This window comes from Geodermatophilus africanus (assembly GCF_900107105.1).
In the GTDB taxonomy this organism is placed as follows: Bacteria; Actinomycetota; Actinomycetes; order Mycobacteriales; family Geodermatophilaceae; genus Geodermatophilus; species Geodermatophilus africanus.
In genome coordinates this window covers 1-23,853 of the sequence record NZ_FNOT01000016.1, presented here as the reverse complement: position 1 = coordinate 23,853, position 23,853 = coordinate 1, and the positions used below count along the sequence as shown (strand labels likewise).

The window sequence follows — 23,853 nt, the reverse complement described above, 5'->3', positions numbered from 1 at the left end:
GGGCCGGCCCGCTCGAGTGGGCCGTCGTCCATCGTGACACGCCCGACGGCGCATCCGCCCGGTCGTACCCGGACGGGTGAGGCGGTTCAGACGGTGAACCGCCTCACCTCAGCGCGCGGCAGCCGCCGCGCGGACGTACCCCGCGATCGGGCTGAACCGCAGTGCCCGGGGCAGCGCCCGCACCAACGCGGTCTCCCCGGTCACGGTCAGCAGCCCGTCACGAACAGCCGCGCCGTACTCGATGAACCCCTCCCACACCTGGTACAGGACGTCCAGGCCGACGTCGACGACGAGGTCGACGGCGAAGTCCGGCCGGGTGAAGCAGAGCGAGACGTCGTCGCGCCGGACCACCAGCCAGTACAGCCGGCGCCGACCATCGCGGAACCGGAACTCCAGCACCACCGGGTCGCGAGGGCCGAACTGTGCCGCATCGATGCCCCCGCGGATCCACCACATGAGCGTCGTGGCGTCCAGCTCGTCCGGTCGCGGCTCGCCGAACGCCCAGCGGGCTCCCCACTCCGCGAGCCCGAAGACGATGGGCCGTAGCGCCTCTGCGGCGGGGGTGACGGTGTACCGCCCGTTCCCGTGCTCGACCAGCCCGCACCGGACCAGGTGGTCCAGCCGCTTGGAGAGGAGCCCGCGGCTCAGCCCGGGCAGACCGCGGGAGATCTCGTTGAACCGCTCGGCGCCCAGCAGGAGGTCCCGGACGACGAGCAGCGTCCAGCGGTCGCCCAGCACCTCGAGCGAGCGGGTGATCGGGCAGTACTGCCCGTACCGGGCCATGCACCCCAGGCTGGCAGACCCGGTGCAGAACATGAACTAGTACCGGCGCGGCCTGCCCAAGACAGTGTCGGCATGACCACCACCCTGCAGCCCCTGTCCACCGACGAGCAGTTCGTCGCGATGGCCGCGAACATCGGCCGTCGTGCGGCGGAGACCGACGCGCAGCACGACCGCGACGCCTCCTTCGTCGCCGAGGCGTACGAGGCCATGCGCGAGTCCGGGTACCTCGGCCTGGCCGTGCCAGTGGAGTTCGGCGGCCTCGGCGCCACCTGGCGCCAGGTCGTCCTGGCCCAGCACGAGCTGGCCCGGTGGTCCGGGTCGGCCGCGCTGGCGTCGGCCATGCACCAGTACCTGACGCTCGTGCAGCGCTGGCGGCACCACAACGGCGCAGCGGGCGCCGATGCCGTCCTGCGGCGAGTCGCCGGCGAGGGCATCGTCCTGGCCACGAGCGGCGGATCGGACTGGGTCTCGCCGACCACCACCGCCGTCGAGGTCGACGACGGCTACCTCTTCACCGGGCGCAAGTCGTTCTGCTCCCAGGCGCCGGGTGCCACCGTGCTGGCCACGTCGGCCGTGCTCGGCGAGCCGGGGCCGAAGGCGGAGGTGCTGCACGCCAGCGTGCCCTTCAGCAGCCCGGGGGTGAGCCTGGTCGACACCTGGGACACCCTGGGCATGCGCGGCACCGCCAGCCAGGACGTCGTCCTGGAGGACGTCTTCGTGCCGGCCGACCGGGTGCTCGGCCGACGGCCGTACGGCGTGCTCAGCGGGCCGCTGCTGGTGGCCGTGCTGCACTTCGCGCCGGTCATCGCCGGTGTCTACCTCGGCATCGCGCAGGGCGCCTTCGACGAGGCGCTGCGGCTCGCCGCCGCCAAGGCGCAGCCCTCACCCGGAGCGGCCCGTCAACTGGGCGAGATGCACAGCCGGCTGCGCGTCGCCCGGTGGGGCGTGCTCGGCTCGCTCGACGAGGTCGGCGAGTACCCGGCCCCCGACATGACCGCCGTGCGCACGGTGCTGCTGGCGAAGCGGCACGCCGTCCTGGAGGCCGTGGCGGTCACCGACCTGGCGCTGCAGGTGGCCGGCGGGCCGGCGTTCTACCGACGGTCACCGCTGGAGCGGGCCTACCGCGACGTCCGCGGCGGACCGTTCCACCCGATGACGCCCGAGGCGACGCTGGCCGACGTCGGCGAGGGCGTGCTGGCGGCGGCGCGTGGCTGAGCGGCCGGATGTCAGACGTCGAGCACCAAGCCGATGAGCAGCGGCAGCAGGAGGACGATGAGGATCGCGCCCAGGACGTCGAAGGAGATCCCCGACCGGATCATCTTCGTGATCGGCACGACGCCCGAGCCGTAGACGATCGCGTTCTGCGGCGTCGACACCGGCAGCATGAACCCGAAGGAGGCCGCGAAGGTCGCGGCCAGGGCCGGCACGAACGGGTTGACCCCTGCGGCGACCGCCACCGGGATGATGATCGGCACGACGACCGCGGCTGAGGCGGTGTTCGAGGTCGTCTCCGAGATGACGATGGCCAGGATCACCGCGAAGATGGTGATCAGGAAGAGGTTCGTCAGGCCGAGCGCATTCGCCGAGCTGTTGCCGATGGTCTCGGCCAGGCCGGTGTCGGCGAGCAGCGAGCCGAAGATGATCCCGGTGCCGAACAGCAGGATCGTGCCCCAGTCGATCTGCGCCGCATCCGACCAGTTGAGGGTGAACTCGCGGCGTGGCCAGTCGGTGGGCAGCAGGAACAGCAGCGAGGCGCCGAGGACGGCCACGATGCCCTCGTCGAGCCGGTTGCCCACCTCGGTGTAGAGGTCGGAGTCGGTGCCGGCGGTGAGCGCGATGACGCCCGGGAAGATCCAGAAGGCCACGGTGATGCCGAAGGCGACGAGCGTGTTCTTCTCGGCCCGCGACATCGGCCCGAGCGCCTCGCGCTCCCGCTCCACGTACTCGTGCACGCCCTCGATCCGCTTGATCTCCGGGCGGTTGAGCAGCAGCAGGACGGCGGCCAAGGCGACGAACATCAGCGCGCAGATGGGCAGGGCCATCAGCATCCAGGAGAGGAAGCCGATGCGCTCGCCCGTCGCCTCCTCGATCAGCCCGCGGCCGATCAGGTTGGGCGGGCTGCCGACGGGGGTGAGCAGCCCGCCGACGCTGGCGCCGTAGGCCAGCATCAGCATCAGTGCGACGCCGACCCGCAGCCGCAGGGGGTCGAAGTCCGGCGCCACCAACTCCTTGTGCTGCAGCAGCTTGGCTATGACCGACAGGATTCCGATCGCGGTGGGCAGCAGCATCGCGACGGTGGCGGTGTTGGACACGAACGCCGACAGCAGGCAGGTGATCAGCCCGAAGGCGATGATCAGCCGCGCGGTCGAGCCGCCGACCCAGCGCAGCGACAGGATCGTCATGGCGAACCGCCGGGCCACGCCGTGCTTGAGCATCGCCTGGGCCAGGATGAACGCGCCGATGAAGGTGAACACCGTCGTCGACCCGAGCGGGGCGACGACCTCGTCCCCGGTCACCACTCCGAGGAGGGCGATCGCGCCGACCCCGATCAGGCCGCCGATCGGGATGGGCACCGGCTCGGTGATCCACAGGATGATGACGCCGAGCAGCACCGCGGCGAGCAGGTGCTGGTCACGCGGCAGGTCGAGCGGCAGGAGCGCGAAGACGATAGTCACGGCCGGGGCCAGGAACAGCCCGACCGTGCGGCGTCCCTTCTCGAACCTCTCCTCGGCCGGGCTGAGCTCCTGCTCCCCGAGGCTGCGGTAGGTGGCGTGACCGCGGAACGCGGCGTCGACGTCGGTCCGCGCGCCGGACCCGGGCCCTCGATCGGTGATGGCCATGTCGCCTCCCTGGAACTGTGACGCAGACCATAGGCAAGGTGGTCGCCATCCGGCGACCTCCGCGTCCGGCGACGGCACGGCCGGCGCCGCGAGGGAACGCGACACCCCCGCGTAGCCGCTCACCGGCACGGTCAGCTCCACGACCCACGGTCGTCGAGGTGCTCCCGGACGCCGGCCAACACGTCCTCCGGACGGCGACGGCGCGTCGAGGCGTCGGTGGAGGCGGGGACGGCGGCCTCGGGCCGGCGCGGCGGCGCGGGCTCAGCGGGCGGAGAAGACGCCCGCCGGGTAGGCGCCGTTGGCGACCAGCCGGGCCGACAGCGCACGGCCCAGCTCGACCACCCGCGCGGTCCGCGGGACGCCCAGGTGCGCCCACGGCGCCGCCGAGAGCTCGTCGGTCGCGGCCTCGACGCCGGCGCGCAGGGCCACCCCCGCCTCGGTGAGCGCGCCGTCGGCCACCAGGCCCCGCGCGGCCAGCCGGTCGGCTACCGCCGACCACTCCTCGTCGCTCCAGCCGCGGCTGGCCTTGGCGGCGGCCTCGGTGAAGCCGCGTCCAGTCATCGTGTGGGTGACCAGCGACTCGAGGCCGGTGAGCCCCGCCCGCAGCAGGCAGGCGACGTGCCCGTCGCCGCGGTGCTCCCGCAGCAGCGTCGCCCCGTGCCACAGCGACAGCACCGGCTCCTCGGGCCAGGGCTGGTCGGCGTGCGCGGCGTAGAGCGGGCGCCCCTCCGGGGTGAGCGCGGTGCAGGCCTCCCGCAGCAGGCCGGCCAGCTCGCCCACCTCCGGCGCGGCGGCCGCCTCCGGACCGCCGAGCAGCCGGGTCAGCGAGGTGCAGGCGCCGTCGCGGCGGGCAGCGAGCACCTGCTCCGGGGTGGCGAGGGTCCAGGCGCGCGGCACGTGGCGGGCCACGAGCGCCGGCGAGAAGTTCACGAAGGTCGCCGTCACCGTGCCCGGCCCGACCGCCCCCATCGCGGCCGCCCGCCCGGCGAAGTAGCACATCCGGCCCGGGCGCAGCCCCACCGCAGTGAGGTACTCGTCCTGCTCGGGCGAGAAGTAGACCTGGTTGTGCAGCGGCTCCACGGCGCGGTGCGCGCGGGCGACGTCGGGAGTGGGCGGACCGGCGCTGACCATGCGCGGAATCTAGCGGCCGTCGTACGACGGCCGAGCGAGCGCAGCCACCGGCGCCGCCACGGCGTCTCCACCGCCCGCGGGGCGTACCGCTCGCGCACCCTGAGAGGCCCCCGCCGCCGTGCCCGGCGACCTCGACCCGCTCCCCCGCCCGCGCCCGGCCCCGCGCCTCGGTGAGCGCGGCGATCGCGTCGGCGCGGTCCAGCGGCACCCAGGAGTCCGGCCGGCGCACCCGGCGCGCGGGCCACGGCGGCAGCGGGCCGCGGCCGAGCACGACGGCGGAGTCGGCCGGCGACGCCGGCGCGCCCAGCCGGCGGCCACGGACCCGTGCCCCGCCGGGCAGCTCGACGGGCCCGGCGCCGTCGTCCCAGCTCACGTCGCGGGCGGGCGGGTGCAGGCCCACTGCACGCGGGTGCGCACCGGCGTGAAGCCGAGCCGGCGGTACAGCCCGAAGGCCCCGGTGGGGTTCTCGGTGTCGACCTGCAGCCCGGCCGTGTCGCAGCCGGCCGCGGCCGCGGCCCGCAGGGCCGCGACGATGGCGGCCGACGCGATGCCGCGGCCGCGGGCGGGGCGCAGCACGCCCAGCTGCCCGAGGTGGGCCTGCTCGACGCCGGTGGCACGGGTGTCGGCGTCGTACACGTAGGTGAGCACGTAGCCGGCCACCGCCCCGTCGACGAGGGCGAGCACCGACAGGTCGGGCCGGAAGGCGCGCGTCCCGGTGAACCACGCCCGCCAGGTGGGGGCGTCGCGCTCACCGAAGCCGTGGTGGTCGGTGAAGGCGGCGTTGTGCGCCCGCCGCACCTCGTCGTCCCGGTCCCGGGCGAAGGGCACCAGCTCGACGCCGGGCACCGCAGGGGCCTCCGGCAGCCCGGTCAGCGGCCGCTCCATGTCGGCGTACCACCGTTCGGCGGTGAACCCGGCGCGGCGGACCAGCGACTCCAGGGGGGTCATCCCCGGGTAGACCGAGACGGTCAGCCGGGCGGGCAGCTCGGGGTGGTCGCGCCGGTGCAGCTCCGCGCCGCGGTGCAGCTCCCAGTCCAGCAGCGCCCGCCCGGTGCCGCGGCCGCGCCAGGCCGGGTGCACCCGCCCCTCGAGCAGCACGCGGTGGTCCTCCCGCGCGCCGCGGACCGACAGCACCACGGCGACGGCGACCAGGGTGCCGTCGGCGGTGCACACGGCGCGGCCGTCGCTCGGCAGGTCCACCACGTCGGCGGCCCACCACTCGGCGAGGTCGTCGACGTCCAGGTGCTCGCCGGTGTCGTCGACCGGCTCGGCGGCGGCCAGCAGCCCGGCGACGGCCGGCAGGTCGTCGGTGGTCAGCCGGCGGGCGGTGAGGCCGACGGGCAGGTGGCGCACGCGCGCAGCGTAGGGACGGCGACCGCGGCGGTCGACCGGGTTCCCCGGGCTCTCTTGCGGCCGGGTGCCGGCGGGCGTCAGCATCGGCGCACGCCGCCGAGAGGAGGGCCCGTGCCCCGCTTCCTGGTCATCGCCCGGTACGAGGCGCAGGGCGCGCGGGCGGTGATGGCCGCAGGGGGCACGGCCCGCCGGAGCGCGTTCGCGCACGCCGTCCTCGACCTGGAGGGCCGGCTGGAGAGCTTCGACTTCGCCCTCGGGGACGCCGACGTCTACGCGATCGTCGAGCTGCCCGACAGCGCGGCCGCCGCGGCGCTGTCGCTCACCATCACGGGAGGCGGTGTCGCGTCGGTCCGCACCGTCGCCCTGCTGACGCCCGAGGAGGTCGACCGGGCCGCCCGGCTGCACCCCGACTACTCCCCCGGCCCGCGCTGAGGGTCACCCGGCCACCCACAGGCAGAAGGGGTGACCGGCCGGGTCGCGGCAGACCCGGACGTCGTCCTGCGGCTGGTGGCCGGCCACCGTCGCACCCGCCTCCACGGCGAGCGCGACCGCCGCGGTCAGGTCGTCGACCTCGATGTCGAGGTGCAGCTGCATCCGCGGGTCGCCGGGGCCGGCCGGCCACACCGGCGGCACGTGGTCGGTCTCCCGCTGGAACGACAGCCCGGCGCCGCCGTCCTCCGGCCGGAGGGTTACCCAGTCCGGCTCGTCGGCGTCGACCGGCCAGCCGAGCAGGCGCTGGTAGAAGAGCGCGAGCCCCTTTGGGTCGGGGGTGTCGAGGACGGTCGCGGTGAGTCGCACCCGCCCAGCCTGGGCAGCCGGGCGTGGTCGCGCCACCGCGCGTGCTCCCGGGCTCAGGGTGCCAGCGAGAACAGCCGCGCGCCGTTGTGCCAGAGGACGGCGCGCAGCCACTCCTCCCCCAGCTCCAGCCGGTGCAGCGCGGCCAGCTGGTGGGCGTACGGGTACGGGATGGAGGGGAAGTCGCTGCCGAGCACGACCTTGTCCCGCAGCGCAGCCAGCCGGGGCCGCAGCGCCGGGTCGAAGGGCATGAGCCGCTCGGTGAAGTCGGTGGCGAACATCGTGGTGTCCAGGTGCACCCGCTCGTACCGCTCGGCCAGGTCGAGGAACTCGGCGTACTCGGGCATGCCGAGGTGGGCGATGACCAGCCGCAGCCGCGGGTACCGCTCGAGCAGGCCGGTCATCGGCGCCGGGCCGGTGTGCTCGCCGCGCAGCGGGCCCGAGCCGCAGTGGATGACGACGGGGGTCCCGGTTCCCTCCAGCCGCGCCCACACCGGGTCGAGCAGCGGGTCCCGCGGGTCGAAAGAGCCGACCTGGACGTGCACCTTGAACACCCGCACGCCGGCCGCCAGCGCCGCCTCGACGTAGCCGGCCGCCTGCGGCTCGGGGAAGAACGTCGCCGACTGCAGCGCCCGCGGGTGCGCGGCCGCGAACTCCGCCGACCAGTCGTTGAGCCAGGCGGCCATGCCGGCCTTGTGCGGGTAGGGCAGCGTCGGGAAGGCCCGGACGCCGAGCCGGTCGAGCACCGCCAGCCGCTCGTCCTGCGACAGCGGGTACTGCACCGGCCAGGCCGCGCCGTAGTGCGTCTCGGCCTGTGCGAAGTAGTCCCAGACCTTGGCCTGCACCCGCTCGGGCAGGAAGTGCACGTGCACGTCGACCAGCCCGGGCAGGCCGAGCTCGCGCCAGTACCGGGGGACGTCGGCGTCGTCGGCCGGCGGCGGGACGGCGTCCGTGGCTCGACCCCGCCCTCGTTCCGCTCCTCGGTCGCCAGCGCTGCCTGCGGTGCTCGCTCGGGCGTCGTCCTCGGGGCCGCTCACCGCAGCGTGACGACGACCTTGCCGCGCACGTGCCCGCCCGCGACCAGCTCCTGCGCCTGCGCAGTCTCCTCCAGCGGGAACGCCCGGGCGATCGGCACCCGCAGTTGGCCGGCGTCGGCCATCCGGCCGAGCTCCTCGAGGTGCTCGTGCTCGGGCCGGACGAAGACGTAGCGGCCGCCCATCTCGTTGACCACCGGGTCGACGACGGAGACGATGCGGGCCCGGTCGCGGACCTGCTTCGGCGCGTCGGCCAGGGTGTCCCCGCCGACGAGGTCGAGGACGGCGTCGACCGGCTCGGACAGCTGCCCGCTGATCGGCCCGGCCGAGTAGTCGAGCACCTCCGCGACCCCGGCGTCCCGCAAGAAGCCGTGGTTGCGCGGGCTGGCCGTGCCGACGACGTGCGCGCCCAGCGCGACGGCGATCTGGACGGCGGAGAAGCCGACGCCACCGGCGGCGCGGTGCACCAGCACCCGCTCGCCCTCGTGCACGTCGAGCGCCTCGGTCAGCGACTGGTAGGCGGTGAGCCCGGCCAGCGGCAGCCCCGCCGCCTCGGCGAACGACAGCGACTCCGGCTTGTGCGCCAGGCAGCGCTGCGGCGCGGGCACGAGCTCGGCCGTCGTCCCCCACTGGACGTCGTCCCGGCGCACGTAGCCGAACACCTCGTCGCCGGCGGCGAACGCGGGAACGGCGGGGCCCGCGGCCTCGACGACCCCGGCGACGTCCCAGCCCGGGACGAGCGGCAGGTGGTGCGGGTAGGCGCCGGTCAGCCCACCGGAGCGGATCAGCAGGTCGACGGGGTTGACGCCGGCGGCGTGCACCCGCACCAGCACGGTGTCGGGGCCGACCGGGGGGTCGGGCAGGTCGTCGCGGAGGGTCAGGACCTCGGGGCCGCCGTACCGGTCGTAGGCCACACCGCGCACTTACCGCCGTCCCTTCACGTAGCGCCCGAAGGCCCGCTGGATCTCCCGGCGCGAGTCGCGCTCGGCGAGGTCCTGCCGCTTGTCGTAGGACTTCTTGCCCTTGGCCAGCGCGAGGGTCGCCTTGACCTTGCCGTCCTTGAAGTACAGGTCGAGCGGCACGAGGGTCAGGCCGCCCTCCTTGGTCTTGCCGATCAGCTTGTCGATCTCGGCGCGGTGCATGAGCACCTTGCGCTTGCGGCGCGGGGCGTGGTTGGTCCAGGTGCCCTCGGTGTACTCGGGGATGTGCACGTGCTGCAGCCACACCTCGCCGCCGTCCACCGTGGCGAAGCCGTCGACGAGCGAGGCACGGCCGGCACGCAGGCTCTTCACCTCGGTGCCGGTGAGCACCAGGCCCACCTCGTAGGTGTCGAGGATCGAGTAGTCGTGCCGCGCCTTCTTGTTCTGGGCGATGAGCTTCCGCCCCTGTTCACGCGGCATGACCCCAGATTACTGGGCGGCCCGAATGCGACGAGATCTGCACAGTGGCGACCTTCAGCGCGCGGAAGGCCGCCACTGTGCAGATCTCGCGGGAAGGACGGGGGTCTCAGATGCGCACGTACAGCCGCAGGGTCACGTAGGCGGCGACGGCGGCCAGGCCCACGCCCGCGGCGGCGATCACCGGGCTGATGAAGGCGATCGCGCCCCAGTCGACCGGCGGGATGATCCCGGCCCGGATCGGCCCGGCCAGCGTCTTGTCGACGAACAGGATCTTGGTCACCACGAGCCCGCCGATGGCGAGCAGCGCACCGATCAGCCCGGCCAGCGCGGCCTCGAGGATGAACGGCAGCTGAGTGTACCAGCGGGAGGCGCCGACCAGCCGCATGATGTTGGTCTCGTTGCGGCGGTTGAAGGCGGCCAGCTGGATGGTGTTGGAGATCAGCAGCAACGCCGCGAGCGCCTGGACGACGGCGACGGCGATCGTCGCGTTGCGGGCGCCGTTGAGCAGGCTGAACAGCCGGTCGAGGAAGTCACCCTCGTCGCGCACCTGGTCGACGCCGTCCTGCCCGTTCGGGAACTCCGCCGCGATGAGCTCGTAGCGCTCGGGGTTCACCAGCTCGACGCGGAAGCTCTCGGGGAGCGCGTCCGGCGGGGTGTTCTGCACGAGCTCGGGCTGCTGGCTGAACTGCTGCTGGAAGCGGGCGTAGGCCTCGTCCTTGGACTCGTAGATGTGGTTGGCCACCTCCGGCGAGTCCGACAGCTGCTGGTCGATGGCCGCCCGCTGCTCCTCGGTGACGCCGTCGGCCAGGAAGATGGAGACCTGCACCTTGTCGTAGTAGATCTCCTTCATGTCGGAGATCATCCCGGCGATCAGCAGGCCGGTGCCCATGAGGCCGAGCGAGATGGCCGTGGTCAGGATCATCGCGACCGTCATGGTCAGATTGCGACGCAGCCCGGTGGCCACCTCGGAGAGCACGAAGTTGACGCGCATGGTTTCCCTGTCGTGAGGTCAGGCAGGTGGGAGGCTCAGCGGCCGACGCCGTAGACACCGCGCGACTGGTCGCGGGTGAGCGCTCCCTCGCTCAGCTCGATCACGCGGCGGCGCATCGAGTCGACGATGTGGTAGTCGTGCGTCGCCATGACGACCGTCGTCCCGGTCCGGTTGATCCGCTCCAGCAGCAGCATGATGCCCTCGCTGGTCTCCGGGTCCAGGTTGCCGGTGGGCTCGTCGGCGAGCAGCACCAGCGGCCGGTTGACGAACGCGCGGGCGATGGCGACGCGCTGCTGCTCGCCACCGGAGAGCTCGTTGGGCAGCCGGTTGGTCTTGCCCTCCAGGCCCACCATCTCCAGCACCTCGGGGACGACGCGCTTGATGGTCCGCTGGGGCTTGTTGATGACCTCCAGCGCGAAGGCCACGTTCTGGCCCACGGTGCGGTTGTTCAGCAGGCGGAAGTCCTGGAAGACGCAGCCGATGGTGCGGCGGAGCTTGGGCACCTGCCACTTGCTCATCGTGTTGAGCGTCTTGCCGTTGACGATGACGGTGCCCCGGGTGGGGTCGTCCTCCTTGAGCAGCAGGCGCAGGAAGGTCGACTTGCCCGAGCCGGAGGAGCCGATCAGGAAGACGAACTCGCCTTTGTCGATCTCCGTCGACACGTCATCGAGGGCCGGCCGGGAGCTGGCCGGGTACAGCTTGGTGACGTGTTGCAGTTCGATCACGAGGGGCCACGGTACCTCTCCAACCCGGGAGACTGGAGTGTCACGCGCGGTCGGTCGCCGTCCCGTTCCGACGGAGCGTGAGCGGTTCCGCCGGGGGCCCGGGACGCCCGTCACCCAGCGTGGCCCATCCGGCGTCCGGCCGTGCGACGGGTGTGACGAGCGGGACGCCTGGTCCCGCTGCCCCTCCGGTGCTGCCGGCCCCCCTGCAAGGTCCTGCCGGCCCCGTCCAGGGCACCGCCGCGAGCGTGCGAGTGGTGGGGGGCAGGGGGTCCTTTCTCAGCTCGAGGGCACGGCCTCCTGCTGACGGCGCCAGCGGATGCCGGCCTCGATGAACGGGTCGATGTCGCCGTCGAGGACGGCGGCGGTGTTGCCGGTCTCCTGCTCGGTGCGCAGGTCCTTGACCATCTGGTACGGGTGCAGCACGTAGGAGCGCATCTGGTTGCCCCAGCTGCTGCCCTCCCCACGCAGCGCGTCCATCTCCGCCCGCTGCTCGGCCTGCCGCACCGCCAGCAGCCGCGCCTGGAGCACGCGCAGGGCCGCCGCGCGGTTCTGGATCTGCGACTTCTCGTTCTGGCAGGAGACGACGATGCCGGTCGGCAGGTGGGTGATCCGGACGGCCGAGTCGGTGGTGTTCACGCTCTGCCCACCGGGGCCGCTGGACCGGAAGACGTCGATGCGGATCTCGTTCTCCGGGATGTCGACGTGGTCGGTCTGCTCGACGACGGGCAGCACCTCGACGCCGGCGAACGAGGTCTGCCGGCGGCCCTGGTTGTCGAACGGCGAGATGCGCACCAGCCGGTGGGTGCCCTGCTCGACCGAGAGCGTGCCGTAGGCGTAGGGCTGCTTGACCGCGAAGGTCGCCGACTTGATGCCGGCCTCCTCCGCGTAGCTGACGTCGTAGAGCTCGACGGGGTACTTGTGCCGCTCGGCCCAGCGGAGGTACATCCGCATGAGCATCTCGGCGAAGTCGGCGGCGTCGACGCCCCCGGCCTCGGAGCGGATGGTGACCAGCGCCTCGCGGGAGTCGTACTCACCCGACAGCAAGGTGCGTACCTCGAGCTCGTCGATCGCCTGGCGCAGGCTCGCCAGCTCCCGCTCGGCCTCGGCCGCGGTCGCCTCGTCGCTCTCCTCGACGGCCATCTCGTGCAGCAGGCCGACGTCGTCGAGCCGGCTGCGCAGCTCCTCGACCCGGCGCAGGTCGCCCTGCAGGTAGGAGAGCTTGGAGGTCAGCGCCTGCGCGGCCTCGACGTCGTTCCAGAGGTCGGGGGCGGAGGCCTGCTGCTCGAGCTCGGCCACCTCGCGGCGCAACCGGTCGACGTCGAGGACAGCCTCGATCGACTTCAGGGTCGTGTCGAGTTCGTCCAGGACGACGGAGAAGTCAGCGGCCACGTCCACCGAGGGTAGTGCGCTCCCGGTTCGGGGTAGCCAGCCGTGACATGAGTGATCCCCGACGCGAACCCCGGTCGCGGGAGGACTACGCCCGCGGCCTACCCGACCACCACGACCCGACGGCCGGCGTCGGCGGCGCGCCGCCGGCGCGGTCGGCCCTGACGCTGCGGCTGGTGCTGGCCGCCTTCGGCCTGGTCTTCTGCCTGGTCGCCGGTGTGCTGTGGCTGGCCGGCGACGGGCTGCCCGCGTGGCCCGCCGTGGCGCTGTTCGTGCTCGCGGCGGTGGCCGCCGTCGACCTGGCCGTCGTGGCCCGCAGGAAGGCGCGGGGCGAACCGGGCTGAATGCCGGCGCCCTGCGACGTCAGGGGACGGGGACGGGCTGCGCGTGCTCGGCGAGCCAGCCGGCCAGGTCCTCGGCGGGCATCGGCCGGGCCAGGTGGAAGCCCTGCGCGAAGGTGCAGCCCAGCTCGGTGGCGAGCTCGAGCTGCTCGGCGGTCTCCACGCCCTCGGCCTGGGTGCGCACGCCGCAGGCCCGGGCCAGCGCGACGACGGCGGCGATCGCCGCGGCCGCCTGGCTGCGCCGGCCCTCGGGGTAGGCGACCAGGCTGCGGTCGATCTTGAGCAGCCCGGTGGGCGTGGCGACCAGCTGGCCCAGCGAGGAGAAGCCGGTGCCGAAGTCGTCGATCGAGACCTCGACGCCGGACCGACGCAGCTCGGCGAACTGGGCGGCGGCGCGCTCGACGTCCTCGGCGACCGACCGCTCGGCCAGCTCGACCACGAGCTGCTCGGGCGGCAGCCCGGAGTCCTCGAGTGCCTCGCGGACGTCGGCGACCAGCGTGCCGGCGGCGACGTGCTGGGCGCCGATGTTCACCGAGGTGACCAGGTGCAGCCCCGCCCGCGCCCACGCCGCCGTCTGCCGGGTGGCGGTGCGCAGCACCCAGCGGGCGATCGGCGCCATCAGGTCGTGCTGGATCGCGGTGGGCAGGAAGTCCGCCGGCGCGAGCAGGCCGCGGCGCGGGTGCCGCCAGCGGACCAGCGCCTCGACGCCGGTGCAGCGGCTGGAGGCCAGGTGCAGCACCGGCTGGTAGTGCAGCACCAGCTGGCCGTCGTCCAGCGCGTCCCGCAGCTCGGCGACGACGGTCGCCTTGTGCTGCGCGGCGGCGCGCAGGTCGGCGGTGAACAACCGGACCCGGTTGCGCCCGGCCGCCTTCGCCGCGTACATGGCGAGGTCGGCGTCGCGGACCAGGTCGGTGGAGCGCACCCGGGCCGGCCCGGACTCCGCCGCCGTGGCGATGCCGATGCTGACGCCCAGCCGCACCAACCGGCCGCCGAGGTCGAACGGGCGGTCGATGCTGGCCCGGCAGCGGTCGGCGAGGGCCTCCGCGCCGGTGGTGTCGCAGTCGCGGCACAGGACGACGAACTCGTCGCCACCCAGCCGGCCGACGGTGTCGCCGGCGCGGGTCACGCCGGTCAGCCGCTGCGCGATCTGGCGCAGCAGGTCGTCACCGGCCTCGTGACCGAGGGAGTCGTTGACGTCCTTGAAGCCGTCGACGTCGAGGAAGAGCACCGACACCGGGCCCCGGTCCTGCCGCTGCAGCTCGGTGTCGATGAGCTCGTGCAGGTGGGCGCGGTTGGGCAGCTCGGTGAGGGTGTCGTGGCGGGCCCGCCAGTGCGAGGCGCGCTCGGCGGCGACCCGGCCGGTGACGTCGGTGTGGGTGACCACGACCTGGCCGGCCTGGTCGACCCGCGAGGCCTGCAGGTGGACCCAGTGCGTGCCGGTCGGCAGCTCGAGGGCGTAGTCGGCCTGCACCGAGGGCCGCTCCCCGCGGGAGAGGGCGCGCAACTGGTCGATGAGCGTGGAGGTGGTGTCGTCGCCGTTGAGCCGACGGGCCATGGCGAAGTAGTCGCCGTCCACCCCGATGCGCACCCGGTCGTCGCCGACGACCTCGGCGGCCTTCTCCCAGGCGGTGTTGGCCAGCAGCACCGTGCCGTCGGCGTCGATGAGCAGGGTCGGCGAGGGCAGCGCGTCCAGCACGGCCTCGACGACGACGGCGGGCTGGGCCGGCCCGTCGACCCGGCGGCGGACGTCGCGCGGCAGCTCGCGGTCCTCCGGTCGTCGTGCCACAGGGTCTCCTGCCAGGTCAGGGCGGTCCTCGTCGGTCTCGTCGATCACTGTGCCCACGTCCAGGGTGCTCATGCTCCGCCTCCCCTCTCCCCGGCGACCGGGGTCCGGCTCCGCGGCTCGCGCGTCTCCCGCACCACCCAGCGCAGGTAGTCGGGGTGGCCACCGACGAGCGGCACCGCGATCACGCACGGGACGTCGTACGGGTGCAGCTCCGACGTCCGTGCGACGACCTCCGGCACCAGCGACCGGCGGGTGTGCAGGGCGACGCGCGCCTCGGGTTCGTCGTGCACGACACCCTCCCAGCGGTAGACCGACCGGATCGCGGCGAGCTGGTGGCCGCACGCCACCAGTCTCTCCTCCACCAGTGTCCGTGTGTACCCGCTCAGCCACTCGGAGTCACTTCCGGTGACCACGATCTCGCACACGTCCTCGACCACGCGGCCATCCTCCAGGGGTGCAGTGACAGGTCTGCGGGGTAGGGGCGGGACCATGAGCGACGAGATGACCATCACGGTCGACAGCGAGGAGTACGTGCTCCGCCGCGAGGGCGACAGCCTGAAGGTGGGCCGGCGGATGGGTGGCGACACCGCCTGGCTCGACGACGTCGACCTGGCCACCCTGCCCGCGGACGCCCGCATCGCCCTCGAGCGCGGGAACACGTCAGACGCGGCGCTCGAGCTCGCCCTCCGCGGCGTGGTGGCCGCCGAGGTGCGGCGCGGCGGCTGAGCGGACCGGGCGGGCCCGCGCCTACGGTGCGGGGGTGCCCCCTCCCGACCGGCTGCCGGCCGACCTGGTCCTCGAGGGCGGTGGGGTGAAGGGGATCGCCCTGCTGGGCGCCGTCGTCGAGCTGCTGCGCAGCCACCGGGTCGAACGGGTCGCCGGCTCCTCGGCCGGCGCCGTGCTCGCCGCGTTCCTCGCCACCGGGCTGGACGCCGACGGTGTGCTCGAGCGGGTCTCCCGGCTGGAGTACGACCGGGTCCCCGACGCGTGGGCTCCGGTGCCGATCGTGGCCCCCGTCGTCGGCCTGCTGACCCGGTCCGGCCTGCACCCCGGGCGCTACGTCACCGACTGGCTCCGCCGGGAGCTCGCCGACCTCGGCGTCCACACCTTCGGCGACCTGCGCCGCGACGACCCCGGCGACGACCCGGCGCTGGCGCCGTGGCAGCGCTACCGCCTAGTCGTGACCGCCACCGACGTCACCCGCGGCCGGCTGCTGCGGCTGCCCTGGGACTACCGGGAGTACGGGCTGGACCCCGACGCCCAGCCCGTCGCCGACGCCGTGCGCGCGTCCCTCGCCATCCCCTACTTCTTCTCCCCGCGGACGCTGCGGGACGCGCGCACCGGCCGGCGCTCGACGCTGGTGGACGGCGGGGTGCTGTCCAACTTCCCGGTGGAGACGTTCGACCGCACCGACGCCGCCGCGCCGCGCTGGCCGACGTTCGGCATCGGCGTCGGGGACACGCTCTCCGACGAGGACGTGTCGGTCCTCCCGCACGGCCGGCGGCTGCCCGGGCCGCTGCGGCTGCTGGACTCGCTGGTGGCGACGACGATCTCCGCCCGCGACCGCGGCTACCTCGCCCGGCCGTGCGTGCGGCGCCGCGCGTTCTCGATCGACACCACCGGCACCGGCCTGACCGAGTTCGACGTCGGCGCGGCCGAGCGGTCGCGGTTGGTCGCCGCGGGGACGGCGACGGCGCGGGAGTTCCTCGCCGGCTGGGACTGGGCCGGCTACGTCCGCGAGTGCCGCGGCGCCGGCTGATCACCGGGTCGGCGACCGGCCGACCGGGGTCTCCGGGGAGTGCGTCGCAGCGCCGTCCGCGTCGTCGGCGACCCGTCCACGGGCGACGTCCAGGAGCAGCCAGGCCTGCCCCGAGCCGGAGAGGAGCAGCCAGAGGCTGAGGGCGCCCACCACGTAGAGGGAGGTCGGCGAACCGTTCCAGGCGAAGGCGACCAGGCCGAAGTAGACCGCCAGGGACACCGGCAGGCCGATCTGGACCTGCCGCTGGTCGAAGGTGTCGGCCTCGTCCTCGTGCCGCAGGTACAGCCAGCCGTGCCAGACCAGACCGAGCAGGCCGGCGGACGCCATGAGCAGGTAACCGACGCGCCACGGGTTCCCCGGCATGAGGGCCACGACACCGGCCAGCAGCGGCACGACCAGCTGCAGCAGCGCGAGCGCCGCGGCAGCCGCCCGGAGCGTCGAGGTCCGCCACCTCCTCCTCGTCACCTGCAGGAGCGCGAGCAGGACGGCGAAGGCCGTGACGGCCACCTGCGCCAGCGACGAGAAGAACGGCTCCCAGTCCGAGGTCACGGCCCCATGCCTCCGATCCGGGCGGCTGCCGGCCTCGTGCAGGGAGGCCGGGGCAGGATGGTCCTCTCAGCCGTCCTCGCCGTCCACCAGCTCCAGGGCCATCTCGGGCCACCACTGACCGGCGGGCGGACCGCCTGCGCAGGTGCCGTCGGAGTCGCCCGGCTGCTTGACCCACAGCAGCGCGTCGACCCAGTCGAGGTCGGGGGACGTCGTCGGCGCGGCGCCGACCTCGCGGTCCGGCGGGTTGCACCAGCGACCCTCGGAGGCCTCGGACACCCCCGACCGTCATCACAGCGGAGCCGGTGGGTCCCTCCCGGCCGGGCGCCGGGTGAGCCCGGGCCCGCGCATCAGTACGGCGCGGCCGGCGCGCCGCCCGGCGCACCCGTCCCCGCCGGGAACCCCGGGCACGTCCGCTCATAGGGCCGACCGGGGAGGAGTCGCTCCCACTCGGTCATCGAGAGGTTGCGGTTCACCAGCCCGCACCCGGCAGCCAGCCAGTCGTCGAACCGCAGGTCCCACAGCAGCACGGTCCCGTCATCGCTGGCGGTCGCGAGCACGTCGCCGTCGGGGCTGAACGCCACACCGACGACGCCGGCCCGGTGGCCGCTCAGTGGGTGACCGTGGCGGTCCCCCGTCCGGGCGTCGTAGACGAGCGCGGTGCCGTCGAGGCTCCCGGACGCGACCGACCTGCCGTCGGGACTGAAGGCCACGCCGTAGACCTCGTCCGTGTGGTCGGTCAGGGGAATGCCGTCCGGCTGCTCACTGGACGCCTGCCACACCCGGACCGTGCTGTCGGAGGACGCCGAGGCGATCAGCCGGCCGTCGGGGCTGAAGGCGACGCCGTTGACGTCGGCGGTGTGGCCGCTCAGCGGCTCCCCGAGCGGTCGGCCGGTCGCGACGTCCCAGAGCCACACCGTGCTGTCCAGGCTCCCGCCGGCCACCGTCGCCCCGTCGGGACTGAAGGCGACCGCGTACACGGCCTCGACGGGCCCGGTCAGCGGCGCGCCGACCTCTCGACCGGCGGCGACGTCCCAGAGCCGCACCGTCGCGTCCTCGCCTCCGGACGCGAGCAGCCGCCCGTCGGGGCTGAAGGCGATGCCGTAGACCCGGTAGCCATGGCCGCCCAGGGGCAGACCGTGCGGTTCCCCGGTGGCCACGTCCCACAGCCGGACGGTGCCGTCCTCACTGCTCGAGGCCAGGAGTCGGCCGTCGGGGCTGAGGGCGACGTCATGGACGTCACCCTGGTGCCCGGACATCGGCACGCCGAGGGGTCGTCCCGTCGACACGTCCCAGGTGCGGACGACGTCATCAGCGCCGCCCGTGACCAGGGAGCGCCCGTCCGGGCTGAACGCGACCGCGAAGACCGCGTCCTCGGAGCCGACGAGGGCCCGGCTGACGGTGGGGGTCTCCTCGAGCTGCCAGATCCGCGCCGTGTCGTCCCATGCCGCGGTGGCCATCTGCCGTCCGTCGGGGCTGAAGGCCACGGAGTCGACCTCGTTGGTGTGCCCCGCCAACGGCTGGCCGTGGGGCCGACCGGTCGCGACGTCCCACAGCCGGGTGGTCGAGTCCGTGCCGCCCGAGGCCACCAGCCGGCCGTCGGGACTGAACGCCACCGCGCGCACCTCGGCCGAGTGGCCGGTCAGCGGTGCGCCGTGCGGCTGACCGGTGGCGACGTCCCACAGGCGGACGGTGGCGTCGAAGCTGCCGGACACCAGCAGTGCGCCGTCGGGGCTGAACGCGACCCCGCGCACCCAGTTGCCGTGGCCGGTGAGCGGTGCGCCGTGCTGGCCGCCCGTCCCGACGTCCCACAACCGGATCGTCCCGTCGTTGCTCGCCGATGCCACCAGGGTCCCGTCGGGGCTATAGGCCACTCGGTTCACCGCGTCCCCGTGTCCGGTGAGCGGCTGCCCGAGAGGACGTCCGGACGCCACGTCCCACAGCCGCACCGTCCGGTCGTCACTCGCCGTGGCGATCGACCGGCCGTCCGGGCTGAAGGCGACCGAGGTCACGGCGGCCTCGTGGCCGGCCGGCGGCTCGCCGCGCACCTCGCCGCTCCGGACGTCGGTGAGTGCCACGGTGCCGTCGGAGCTCCCCGAGACCAGCTGCTGACCGTCCGGGCTGAACGCCACGGCCGACACGCCGTTGGAGTGCACGGCCAGCGGTTCCCCCCGTGGGGTGCCGCTCGCCGCGTCCCACCAGTGGACGGCCCCGTCGGCGCTGCCGGTGGCCAGCACCCGGCCGTCCGGGCTGAAGGCCACCCCGTGGACCCGGTCGTCGTGGAGGAGCTGCCGGGACGCGTGGGTGGTCCGCGAGAGAGCGGTGACCAGCCCGGCCGGCGGCTCCGGCACCTGGCCGCGGGCCAGGCTCATCGACTGCAGACCGGCCAGGATCGCCGTGTCGGGCTGGGAGTCCACCAGCTCGGTCGTTGCTGCGGCGAGTTGGCGAGCCAGCGTCAGACGCGTCTGGGCCAGGGTGCGCTCGTTCGCGCGGACGGCGTACGCAACGGCTCCCAGCGCGACCACCAACAGCACGGTCAGACCGGCCGCCAGGACCCGGAGCCGCCGGACGGACCGTCGCGCGGCATGGAGCTCCCGCGAGGCCGACGCCCGGCTGGCGTCGAGGAACGCCCGTTCGGTCGGACCGAGCTCCGCAGAGTGCTCCCCGGACCAGCGGTCCGTGGCCGCCAGGCGGGCACCGCGCAGCAGATAGGAGTCGTCGCGCCCCTCGGCGTCCCAGTCGAGGGCCATCCGTTCCAGCTCCGAGCGGATCCGCAGCCACGCCCGTCCGGCCTCGATCGCGTCTCGCAGTGGAGGCCACTGCCGCAGCAGCGCCTCGTGGGCGACCTCCACGACCGCCTCGGCGGTCCCGGGCCGGCCACCGCCCTCCTGGCGCGAGGTGACCAGGCGCGCCTCCACGAACGCATCGACGACGACCTGCTCGTCGACGCCCAGGGAGCTGCGTCCCACACGTCGACGGGTCGGTTCGCCGTCGCCCTCGACGGTGACCAGCTTCAGCAACGTGGGCAGCACCAGCCGGTCGTCGCCTCGCCGGGACAGTTCCTCGGTGATCCGGTCGGCGCGGCGCTGGAGGGCACCGACGACCCCGCCGACGGACTCGTAGTCGGCGTGTTCGATCCGCCCATCGGGTCCGGCGCGCTGGTACAGCTCGCGCAGGGTGTAGGCCAGCAGCGGGAGGGCGTCCCCGCCGGCGGTGTCCTCGACCATCCGTCCGATGAGGCCCGGAGCGAACTCGAGTCCCGCTCGCCGCCCGGGTGCCTCGATCACCTCGGCGAGTCGCGCCCTGCTGAGCGGTTCCACGACGAGCGAGTCGTCGACGAGCTCGGCCAGCCCCGCGCGCTCCGGTGACGTGCTCAGGAACTCCGACCGGATGGTGGCCACTCCCCAGAGGGGACCCTCACCGCCCACCGCGCCACGCACGAGCCGCAGGAAGGCCTGCTGCTCATGGATCCCGCCCTGGGTCAGCAGCTCCTCGGCCTGGTCGATGGCGATCAGCACACCCGGGGGGTCGCCGTCCGCGGCACGGTGGAGGTCCGAGAGCTCGAGGGCCAGACGCCGCAACCCGGTCATGCCGTCCTCGAGGCGCCGTTCCACCAGCTCGACCGGACGCGGCCGGCCGTGCCCGTCGAACGCCGCGGCCAGGGAGCGGGCCAGGTTGCGGACCGGCTGGTCACCGGGACGCATGGGCGGCACCAGCACCCACCTGGAGCGCAGGCGCCGCAGGCGGGGGAGCAGGCCGGCCCGGAGCAACGAGGACTTGCCGCTGCCCGAGGGCCCGATGATGCCCACGAAGCGCCCGCTCCCTCGTTGCAGCGTCGGCTGGAGCAGGTCCATCAGCCGCTCGATCTCCGGGTCCCGGCCGAAGAAGACGGCAGCGTCCTCCGCGGTGAACGCCTCCAGACCCGGATACGGCGGACGGGTGACATCCCAGTCAAAGGCGTCAGCCGCGTGGAACCCGGCTCGCCGCAACCCACCCCGCAGACGGGCCAGGGCGGGCTCCCCCTCTCCGAGGTCGACCCACTGCACGTCCTCGAGCAGGGGCATCCGAACGCCGGCCTCGACGCGCACCGGGAAGACCGGTCGGCCCAGGGACCGCGCCAGGCTCACCTCGGCGAAGCACCAGGAGGATGCGACCGACGCCGGGCTGGCGAGGAACACCACGGCATCGGCGCTGCGCAGCCGGGCGTACAGCTCTCGTTCCCAGTTGCGTCCTGCGGGGATGCCGAGAGCGGGGTCGAAGTCGAGGAAGAGCGCCGAGAACTCCTCGCGCTGCAGCCAGTCGCGCATCCGCTCAGCCGCGGCCCGGTCGGCACTGCAGTGGCTCACGAACAACGACGGCATGACCGTTCCCGGATCCTGGGGTGCCAGGTGCGCCGCGCCGTGGTCAGCTCCAGGGCGGCTCGTACCGCGGCAGCCAGTGGTCGGGGTAGCCGTCCTCACCCGGCTCGACGAACACCATCTCGTCCAGGGGGAACGTCACGTCGTGATCCCGGTCGTCGTGGTCCGAGTCCCCACGCTCGTGCCGGTACTCGCACTCGTAGTCCGCCGGCGACCTGGGCTCGGACCAGCGCTTCCGCCGGCACACGACCTGGTCCGGCCCGGCGATGTTCCGCCATCCCTCACCTTCGGCCCAGTCCGGTAGTGGGGCGTCCTCGTTCCACACCAGGATCTCGCCGAGGCGTCGGTCGAAGGAGTCCGGTTCGACGACCCGGTAGCCGTTGACCGGCGGGTCGTGCCACCGCAAGGTGAACTCGTCCGGCAGGTCGTCCGCGACCTCCGGGTTGAGTTTCTCGGGGACTCCCTTGTGCTTCTTGGGCTTCTTAGGCGGCATGTCCCTCACCCGTCTCTCTCCAGCCCCACGGTCGGCACCGGTGTGCACTGGGTACCGTCGGACGGAACTCTGCAGTCCGGCCGTCACCGGACCGTCACCGCGGCACCACCCGTGGTCGCCGCGGGACGGACACACCGACGCGCCCGCGACACCTCAGCAGCTGCCGTCGGGTATCTCGCGCCCCGTCGTCGGCCTCTGGTGCATGCACGCGCACGGTGCTGCGGTGGGGCCTCCAGCGGACCCGCTCCCTGTCCGGCCGTGGACCCGCGCAGTCGCCCCTCACAGAGCAGGAGAGACCGATGGCAGGCCTGATCGCGACAGTCACCTCCACGAGTGCGCGGGCGCCGCTCGCCCGGCTCCTCACGGCACCCCTCGGCCTGGACGTCTGGGAGGTCCGGCCCGACCACCTGGTGGTGCAGGCCGACGAGGCCCAGGCCGCCCGGCTGGAGGCCATGGGGTACGGCGTGGAGCAGGTGCAGCTGCTCGAGCCCTACCTGAGCACCTTCGCCACCGACGACGCCGCGGCCGGCTACCACACCGTGGCGAGCCTGGAGGAGGACCTGCGGCGGCTGGCCGAGGAGCACCCGGAGATCGCCGAGCTGCACGAGATCGGACGCAGCGTGCAGGGCCGACCCCTCTGGGCGCTGCGCATCGGCGAGCGCCGCGGCAGCACCGCCAAGGTCGCCTTCCTGGGCTGCCACCACGCCCGGGAGTGGCTCGCCGTCGAGGTGCCCTACCGGCTGGCCGAGCACCTGGTCGAGAACTCCTCCTCCGACCCGGTGCAGCAGTGGCTGCAGCAGGGCGAGGTGTGGGTGGCGCCGATGGTCAACCCGGACGGCCACGAGTACACGCGCACCGACAACCGGCTGTGGCGCAAGAACCGGCGGCGCAACCGGGGCGGCAGCGTCGGCGTCGACCCGAACCGTAACTACGGCTACATGTGGGGCACGCTCGACGTCAGCACCTCCAGCCACGTCCCGTCGGACGAGACGTACGTCGGCCCGCGGGCCTTCTCCGAGCCCGAGGTGCGGGCGGTGCGGGACCTCGTCGCCCGCGAGCAGTTCCGCGGCGTGCTCAGCTACCACAGCTACTCGCAGCTGGTCCTGTACCCGTGGGGCTACACGTCCGACCCGATCGAGGACGACGCCGACTTCGCCGCGCACCGGGAGCTGGCGCAGGACATGGAGCAGCTGATCCGCAAGGTGCACGGCAAGACGTACACCGCGCAGCAGTCGTCCGAGCTGTACCCGACGGCGGGCGACACCAGCGACTGGACCTACGGCGAGTACGACGCGCTGTCCTTCACCATCGAGCTGCGCCCGGCCTCCGCGCAGGAGGGCGGGTTCATCCTGCCCGCCAGCCAGATCCACCCCTGCTGGGAGGAGAACCGGCCCGCGGCGTTCGCGTTCATCGAGCACGCCCTCGAGCGGGCGGAGCCTGACCGGTCGTGACCCGCTCGGACCTCACCGGCGCGGGCGACGAGCCGGTGGTCGCCCGCGTGACGCCGGAGAGCGGCAGCACCGTCGCGAGGCTGCTGGGTATGCCCCTGGGCCTCGACGTCTGGGAGCGGCACGCCGACTTCCTCGTCGTCGCCGCGCCGGAGAGCCGGCTCGCCGAGCTGGAGCGGCGGCGGCTGGCCCGGGTGGACCGCTGGGCCACCGCGGCGGAGTACGTGGCCCGGATGCAGGAGCGACCGCCGACCGAGGACGACGACGGCTGACCGGGCTCTCCCCGTGCCGGCGTTCCTCGTGCAGTGCCGGTGCTGTGGTGCCGGCAACCCGCGAGGAACGCAGGTGACGAGTTCGATGCTCCTATGGATCGTCAAGAGGCTCGGGCCGGTGGCGATGCGGTGAGCAGGTAGTAGAGCTCTCGAGCGATGAGTCGCTTCAGGCAGCGGATGATGTCCTTCTTCGACAGGCCTTCCTCGGTGCGGCGCTGGACGTAGGCGCGGGTGCGGGCATCCCAGCGCATCCGGCAGAGCACGACGCGGTAGATGGCGGCGTTGGCTTGTCGGTCGCCACCACGGTTGAGCCGGTGGCGGTGGGTGCGCCCGGAGGAGGCCGGGATCGGTGAGACCCCGCAGAGCGCGGCGAACGCCGGCTCGGAGCGCAGCCGGTCGGGGTTGTCTCCGG

25 protein-coding genes are annotated in these 23,853 nt (G+C 73.7%); 7 read left to right on the top strand and 18 right to left on the bottom strand.

Annotation, left to right across the window (positions count from 1 at the left end):
- Positions 1 to 108 precede the first annotated feature (108 nt).
- Complete coding sequence (locus BLW63_RS21490) at positions 109 to 783, bottom strand: winged helix-turn-helix transcriptional regulator (protein ID WP_091160814.1); 675 nt, start codon at positions 781 to 783, stop codon at positions 109 to 111.
- Between the two features lie 72 nt (positions 784 to 855).
- Between BLW63_RS21490 and BLW63_RS21485 the strand changes: the two genes are divergently transcribed.
- Complete coding sequence (locus BLW63_RS21485; protein ID WP_091160811.1) at positions 856 to 1,998, top strand: acyl-CoA dehydrogenase family protein; 1,143 nt, start codon at positions 856 to 858, stop codon at positions 1,996 to 1,998.
- 11 nt (positions 1,999 to 2,009) lie between these two features.
- On the opposite strand, the gene BLW63_RS21480 is transcribed toward BLW63_RS21485, so the two are convergent.
- The 3 genes from BLW63_RS21480 to BLW63_RS21465 form a co-directional block, all read right to left on the bottom strand.
- Positions 2,010 to 3,623 (bottom strand): SLC13 family permease, encoded by a 1,614-nt coding sequence (locus BLW63_RS21480; RefSeq protein WP_091160808.1) that lies wholly within the window; start codon positions 3,621 to 3,623, stop codon positions 2,010 to 2,012.
- 261 nt (positions 3,624 to 3,884) lie between these two features.
- Positions 3,885 to 4,754 (bottom strand): SCO6745 family protein, encoded by an 870-nt coding sequence (locus tag BLW63_RS21475; RefSeq protein WP_091160805.1) that lies wholly within the window; start codon positions 4,752 to 4,754, stop codon positions 3,885 to 3,887.
- 369 nt (positions 4,755 to 5,123) lie between these two features.
- The gene (locus tag BLW63_RS21465) at positions 5,124 to 6,107 is read right to left on the bottom strand and encodes a GNAT family N-acetyltransferase (RefSeq protein ID WP_244522716.1); all 984 of its coding nucleotides are present in this window, start codon (positions 6,105 to 6,107) and stop codon (positions 5,124 to 5,126) included.
- Positions 6,108 to 6,218: 111 nt separating this feature from the next.
- On the opposite strand from BLW63_RS21465, the gene BLW63_RS21460 reads away from it, so the two are divergent.
- On the top strand, positions 6,219 to 6,539 hold the full coding sequence (locus BLW63_RS21460; protein ID WP_091160801.1) for a GYD domain-containing protein: 321 nt from the start codon (positions 6,219 to 6,221) through the stop codon (positions 6,537 to 6,539).
- A gap of 3 nt (positions 6,540 to 6,542) precedes the next feature.
- Here BLW63_RS21460 and BLW63_RS21455 read toward each other — a convergent pair whose 3' ends face one another.
- The 7 genes from BLW63_RS21455 to prfB form a co-directional block, all read right to left on the bottom strand.
- Positions 6,543 to 6,905, bottom strand: a complete 363-nt coding sequence (locus tag BLW63_RS21455; protein ID WP_091160799.1) for a VOC family protein — start codon at positions 6,903 to 6,905, stop codon at positions 6,543 to 6,545.
- A gap of 53 nt (positions 6,906 to 6,958) precedes the next feature.
- The gene (locus tag BLW63_RS21450) at positions 6,959 to 7,939 is read right to left on the bottom strand and encodes an amidohydrolase family protein (protein ID WP_244522715.1); all 981 of its coding nucleotides are present in this window, start codon (positions 7,937 to 7,939) and stop codon (positions 6,959 to 6,961) included.
- Entirely contained in the window at positions 7,936 to 8,850 is a 915-nt protein-coding gene (locus tag BLW63_RS21445) for an NADP-dependent oxidoreductase (protein WP_244522714.1), read from the bottom strand. Before BLW63_RS21445 ends, BLW63_RS21450 begins: the two co-directional genes overlap by 4 nt.
- A gap of 9 nt (positions 8,851 to 8,859) precedes the next feature.
- Positions 8,860 to 9,336, bottom strand: a complete 477-nt coding sequence (smpB, locus tag BLW63_RS21440) for an SsrA-binding protein SmpB (RefSeq protein ID WP_091160793.1) — start codon at positions 9,334 to 9,336, stop codon at positions 8,860 to 8,862.
- A gap of 106 nt (positions 9,337 to 9,442) precedes the next feature.
- Positions 9,443 to 10,327 carry a permease-like cell division protein FtsX gene (gene ftsX / locus BLW63_RS21435; RefSeq protein ID WP_091160791.1) on the bottom strand — a complete coding sequence of 295 codons (885 nt, stop codon included), beginning with the start codon at positions 10,325 to 10,327 and terminating at the stop codon, positions 9,443 to 9,445.
- Between the two features lie 35 nt (positions 10,328 to 10,362).
- On the bottom strand, positions 10,363 to 11,052 hold the full coding sequence (gene ftsE / locus BLW63_RS21430; protein WP_091160788.1) for a cell division ATP-binding protein FtsE: 690 nt from the start codon (positions 11,050 to 11,052) through the stop codon (positions 10,363 to 10,365).
- Positions 11,053 to 11,328: 276 nt separating this feature from the next.
- Positions 11,329 to 12,441: a peptide chain release factor 2 gene (gene prfB / locus BLW63_RS21425; RefSeq protein WP_091160970.1), complete on the bottom strand. Its 1,113-nt coding sequence runs from the start codon at positions 12,439 to 12,441 to the stop codon at positions 11,329 to 11,331.
- Between the two features lie 47 nt (positions 12,442 to 12,488).
- Here prfB and BLW63_RS21420 point away from each other — a divergent pair, with 47 nt between their 5' ends.
- On the top strand, positions 12,489 to 12,782 hold the full coding sequence (locus BLW63_RS21420) for a DUF6343 family protein (RefSeq protein WP_091160785.1): 294 nt from the start codon (positions 12,489 to 12,491) through the stop codon (positions 12,780 to 12,782).
- Between the two features lie 19 nt (positions 12,783 to 12,801).
- Here the strand turns inward: BLW63_RS21420 and BLW63_RS21415 are convergent, their stop codons facing one another.
- Both BLW63_RS21415 and cutA read right to left on the bottom strand, forming a co-directional pair.
- Positions 12,802 to 14,565, bottom strand: a complete 1,764-nt coding sequence (locus tag BLW63_RS21415) for a putative bifunctional diguanylate cyclase/phosphodiesterase (RefSeq protein WP_244522713.1) — start codon at positions 14,563 to 14,565, stop codon at positions 12,802 to 12,804.
- Between the two features lie 68 nt (positions 14,566 to 14,633).
- Complete coding sequence (gene cutA / locus BLW63_RS21410; protein ID WP_091160780.1) at positions 14,634 to 15,002, bottom strand: divalent-cation tolerance protein CutA; 369 nt, start codon at positions 15,000 to 15,002, stop codon at positions 14,634 to 14,636.
- A gap of 52 nt (positions 15,003 to 15,054) precedes the next feature.
- On the opposite strand from cutA, the gene BLW63_RS21405 reads away from it, so the two are divergent.
- Together BLW63_RS21405 and BLW63_RS21400 are read left to right on the top strand one after the other, a co-directional pair.
- Positions 15,055 to 15,291, top strand: a complete 237-nt coding sequence (locus BLW63_RS21405; protein WP_091160778.1) for a hypothetical protein — start codon at positions 15,055 to 15,057, stop codon at positions 15,289 to 15,291.
- A gap of 34 nt (positions 15,292 to 15,325) precedes the next feature.
- Positions 15,326 to 16,324, top strand: coding sequence for a patatin-like phospholipase family protein (locus BLW63_RS21400; RefSeq protein WP_211517219.1), 999 nt, complete (start codon positions 15,326 to 15,328; stop codon positions 16,322 to 16,324).
- On the opposite strand, the gene BLW63_RS21395 is transcribed toward BLW63_RS21400, so the two are convergent.
- The 4 genes from BLW63_RS21395 to BLW63_RS21380 form a co-directional block, all read right to left on the bottom strand.
- Positions 16,325 to 16,873: a hypothetical protein gene (locus BLW63_RS21395; RefSeq protein WP_091160776.1), complete on the bottom strand. Its 549-nt coding sequence runs from the start codon at positions 16,871 to 16,873 to the stop codon at positions 16,325 to 16,327.
- 66 nt (positions 16,874 to 16,939) lie between these two features.
- Positions 16,940 to 17,149: a glycoside hydrolase family 6 protein gene (locus BLW63_RS21390; RefSeq protein WP_091160773.1), complete on the bottom strand. Its 210-nt coding sequence runs from the start codon at positions 17,147 to 17,149 to the stop codon at positions 16,940 to 16,942.
- Positions 17,150 to 17,220: 71 nt separating this feature from the next.
- On the bottom strand, positions 17,221 to 21,231 hold the full coding sequence (locus BLW63_RS21385; protein ID WP_091160770.1) for an nSTAND1 domain-containing NTPase: 4,011 nt from the start codon (positions 21,229 to 21,231) through the stop codon (positions 17,221 to 17,223).
- A gap of 43 nt (positions 21,232 to 21,274) precedes the next feature.
- Complete coding sequence (locus BLW63_RS21380) at positions 21,275 to 21,721, bottom strand: hypothetical protein (RefSeq protein WP_091160767.1); 447 nt, start codon at positions 21,719 to 21,721, stop codon at positions 21,275 to 21,277.
- A gap of 299 nt (positions 21,722 to 22,020) precedes the next feature.
- Between BLW63_RS21380 and BLW63_RS21375 the strand changes: the two genes are divergently transcribed.
- Together BLW63_RS21375 and BLW63_RS21370 are read left to right on the top strand one after the other, a co-directional pair.
- Positions 22,021 to 23,172: a M14 family metallopeptidase gene (locus tag BLW63_RS21375; protein ID WP_091160764.1), complete on the top strand. Its 1,152-nt coding sequence runs from the start codon at positions 22,021 to 22,023 to the stop codon at positions 23,170 to 23,172.
- Positions 23,169 to 23,441 carry a hypothetical protein gene (locus tag BLW63_RS21370; protein WP_091160761.1) on the top strand — a complete coding sequence of 91 codons (273 nt, stop codon included), beginning with the start codon at positions 23,169 to 23,171 and terminating at the stop codon, positions 23,439 to 23,441. The genes BLW63_RS21375 and BLW63_RS21370 overlap by 4 nt, the downstream gene beginning before the upstream one ends.
- Before the next feature lie 101 nt (positions 23,442 to 23,542).
- On the opposite strand, the gene BLW63_RS21365 is transcribed toward BLW63_RS21370, so the two are convergent.
- On the bottom strand, positions 23,543 to 23,853 hold a 311-nt coding region (locus BLW63_RS21365; RefSeq protein ID WP_139263713.1), incomplete at its 5' end, for a transposase.

What these genes read in the sequence shown, in the direction of transcription:
- BLW63_RS21480 (WP_091160808.1), bottom strand. Translation starts at nt 3,623, where the DNA reads ATGGCCATCACCGATCGAGGGCCCGGGTCCGGCGCGCGGACCGACGTC.
- BLW63_RS21405 (WP_091160778.1), top strand. Translation starts at nt 15,055, where the DNA reads ATGAGCGACGAGATGACCATCACGGTCGACAGCGAGGAGTACGTGCTC.
- BLW63_RS21420 (WP_091160785.1), top strand. Translation starts at nt 12,489, where the DNA reads ATGAGTGATCCCCGACGCGAACCCCGGTCGCGGGAGGACTACGCCCGC.
- BLW63_RS21385 (WP_091160770.1), bottom strand. Translation starts at nt 21,231, where the DNA reads ATGCCGTCGTTGTTCGTGAGCCACTGCAGTGCCGACCGGGCCGCGGCT.
- BLW63_RS21375 (WP_091160764.1), top strand. Translation starts at nt 22,021, where the DNA reads ATGGCAGGCCTGATCGCGACAGTCACCTCCACGAGTGCGCGGGCGCCG.
- BLW63_RS21485 (WP_091160811.1), top strand. Translation starts at nt 856, where the DNA reads ATGACCACCACCCTGCAGCCCCTGTCCACCGACGAGCAGTTCGTCGCG.
- BLW63_RS21475 (WP_091160805.1), bottom strand. Translation starts at nt 4,754, where the DNA reads ATGGTCAGCGCCGGTCCGCCCACTCCCGACGTCGCCCGCGCGCACCGC.
- BLW63_RS21380 (WP_091160767.1), bottom strand. Translation starts at nt 21,721, where the DNA reads ATGCCGCCTAAGAAGCCCAAGAAGCACAAGGGAGTCCCCGAGAAACTC.
- ftsX (WP_091160791.1), bottom strand. Translation starts at nt 10,327, where the DNA reads ATGCGCGTCAACTTCGTGCTCTCCGAGGTGGCCACCGGGCTGCGTCGC.
- BLW63_RS21490 (WP_091160814.1), bottom strand. Translation starts at nt 783, where the DNA reads ATGGCCCGGTACGGGCAGTACTGCCCGATCACCCGCTCGCTCGAGGTG.
- smpB (WP_091160793.1), bottom strand. Translation starts at nt 9,336, where the DNA reads ATGCCGCGTGAACAGGGGCGGAAGCTCATCGCCCAGAACAAGAAGGCG.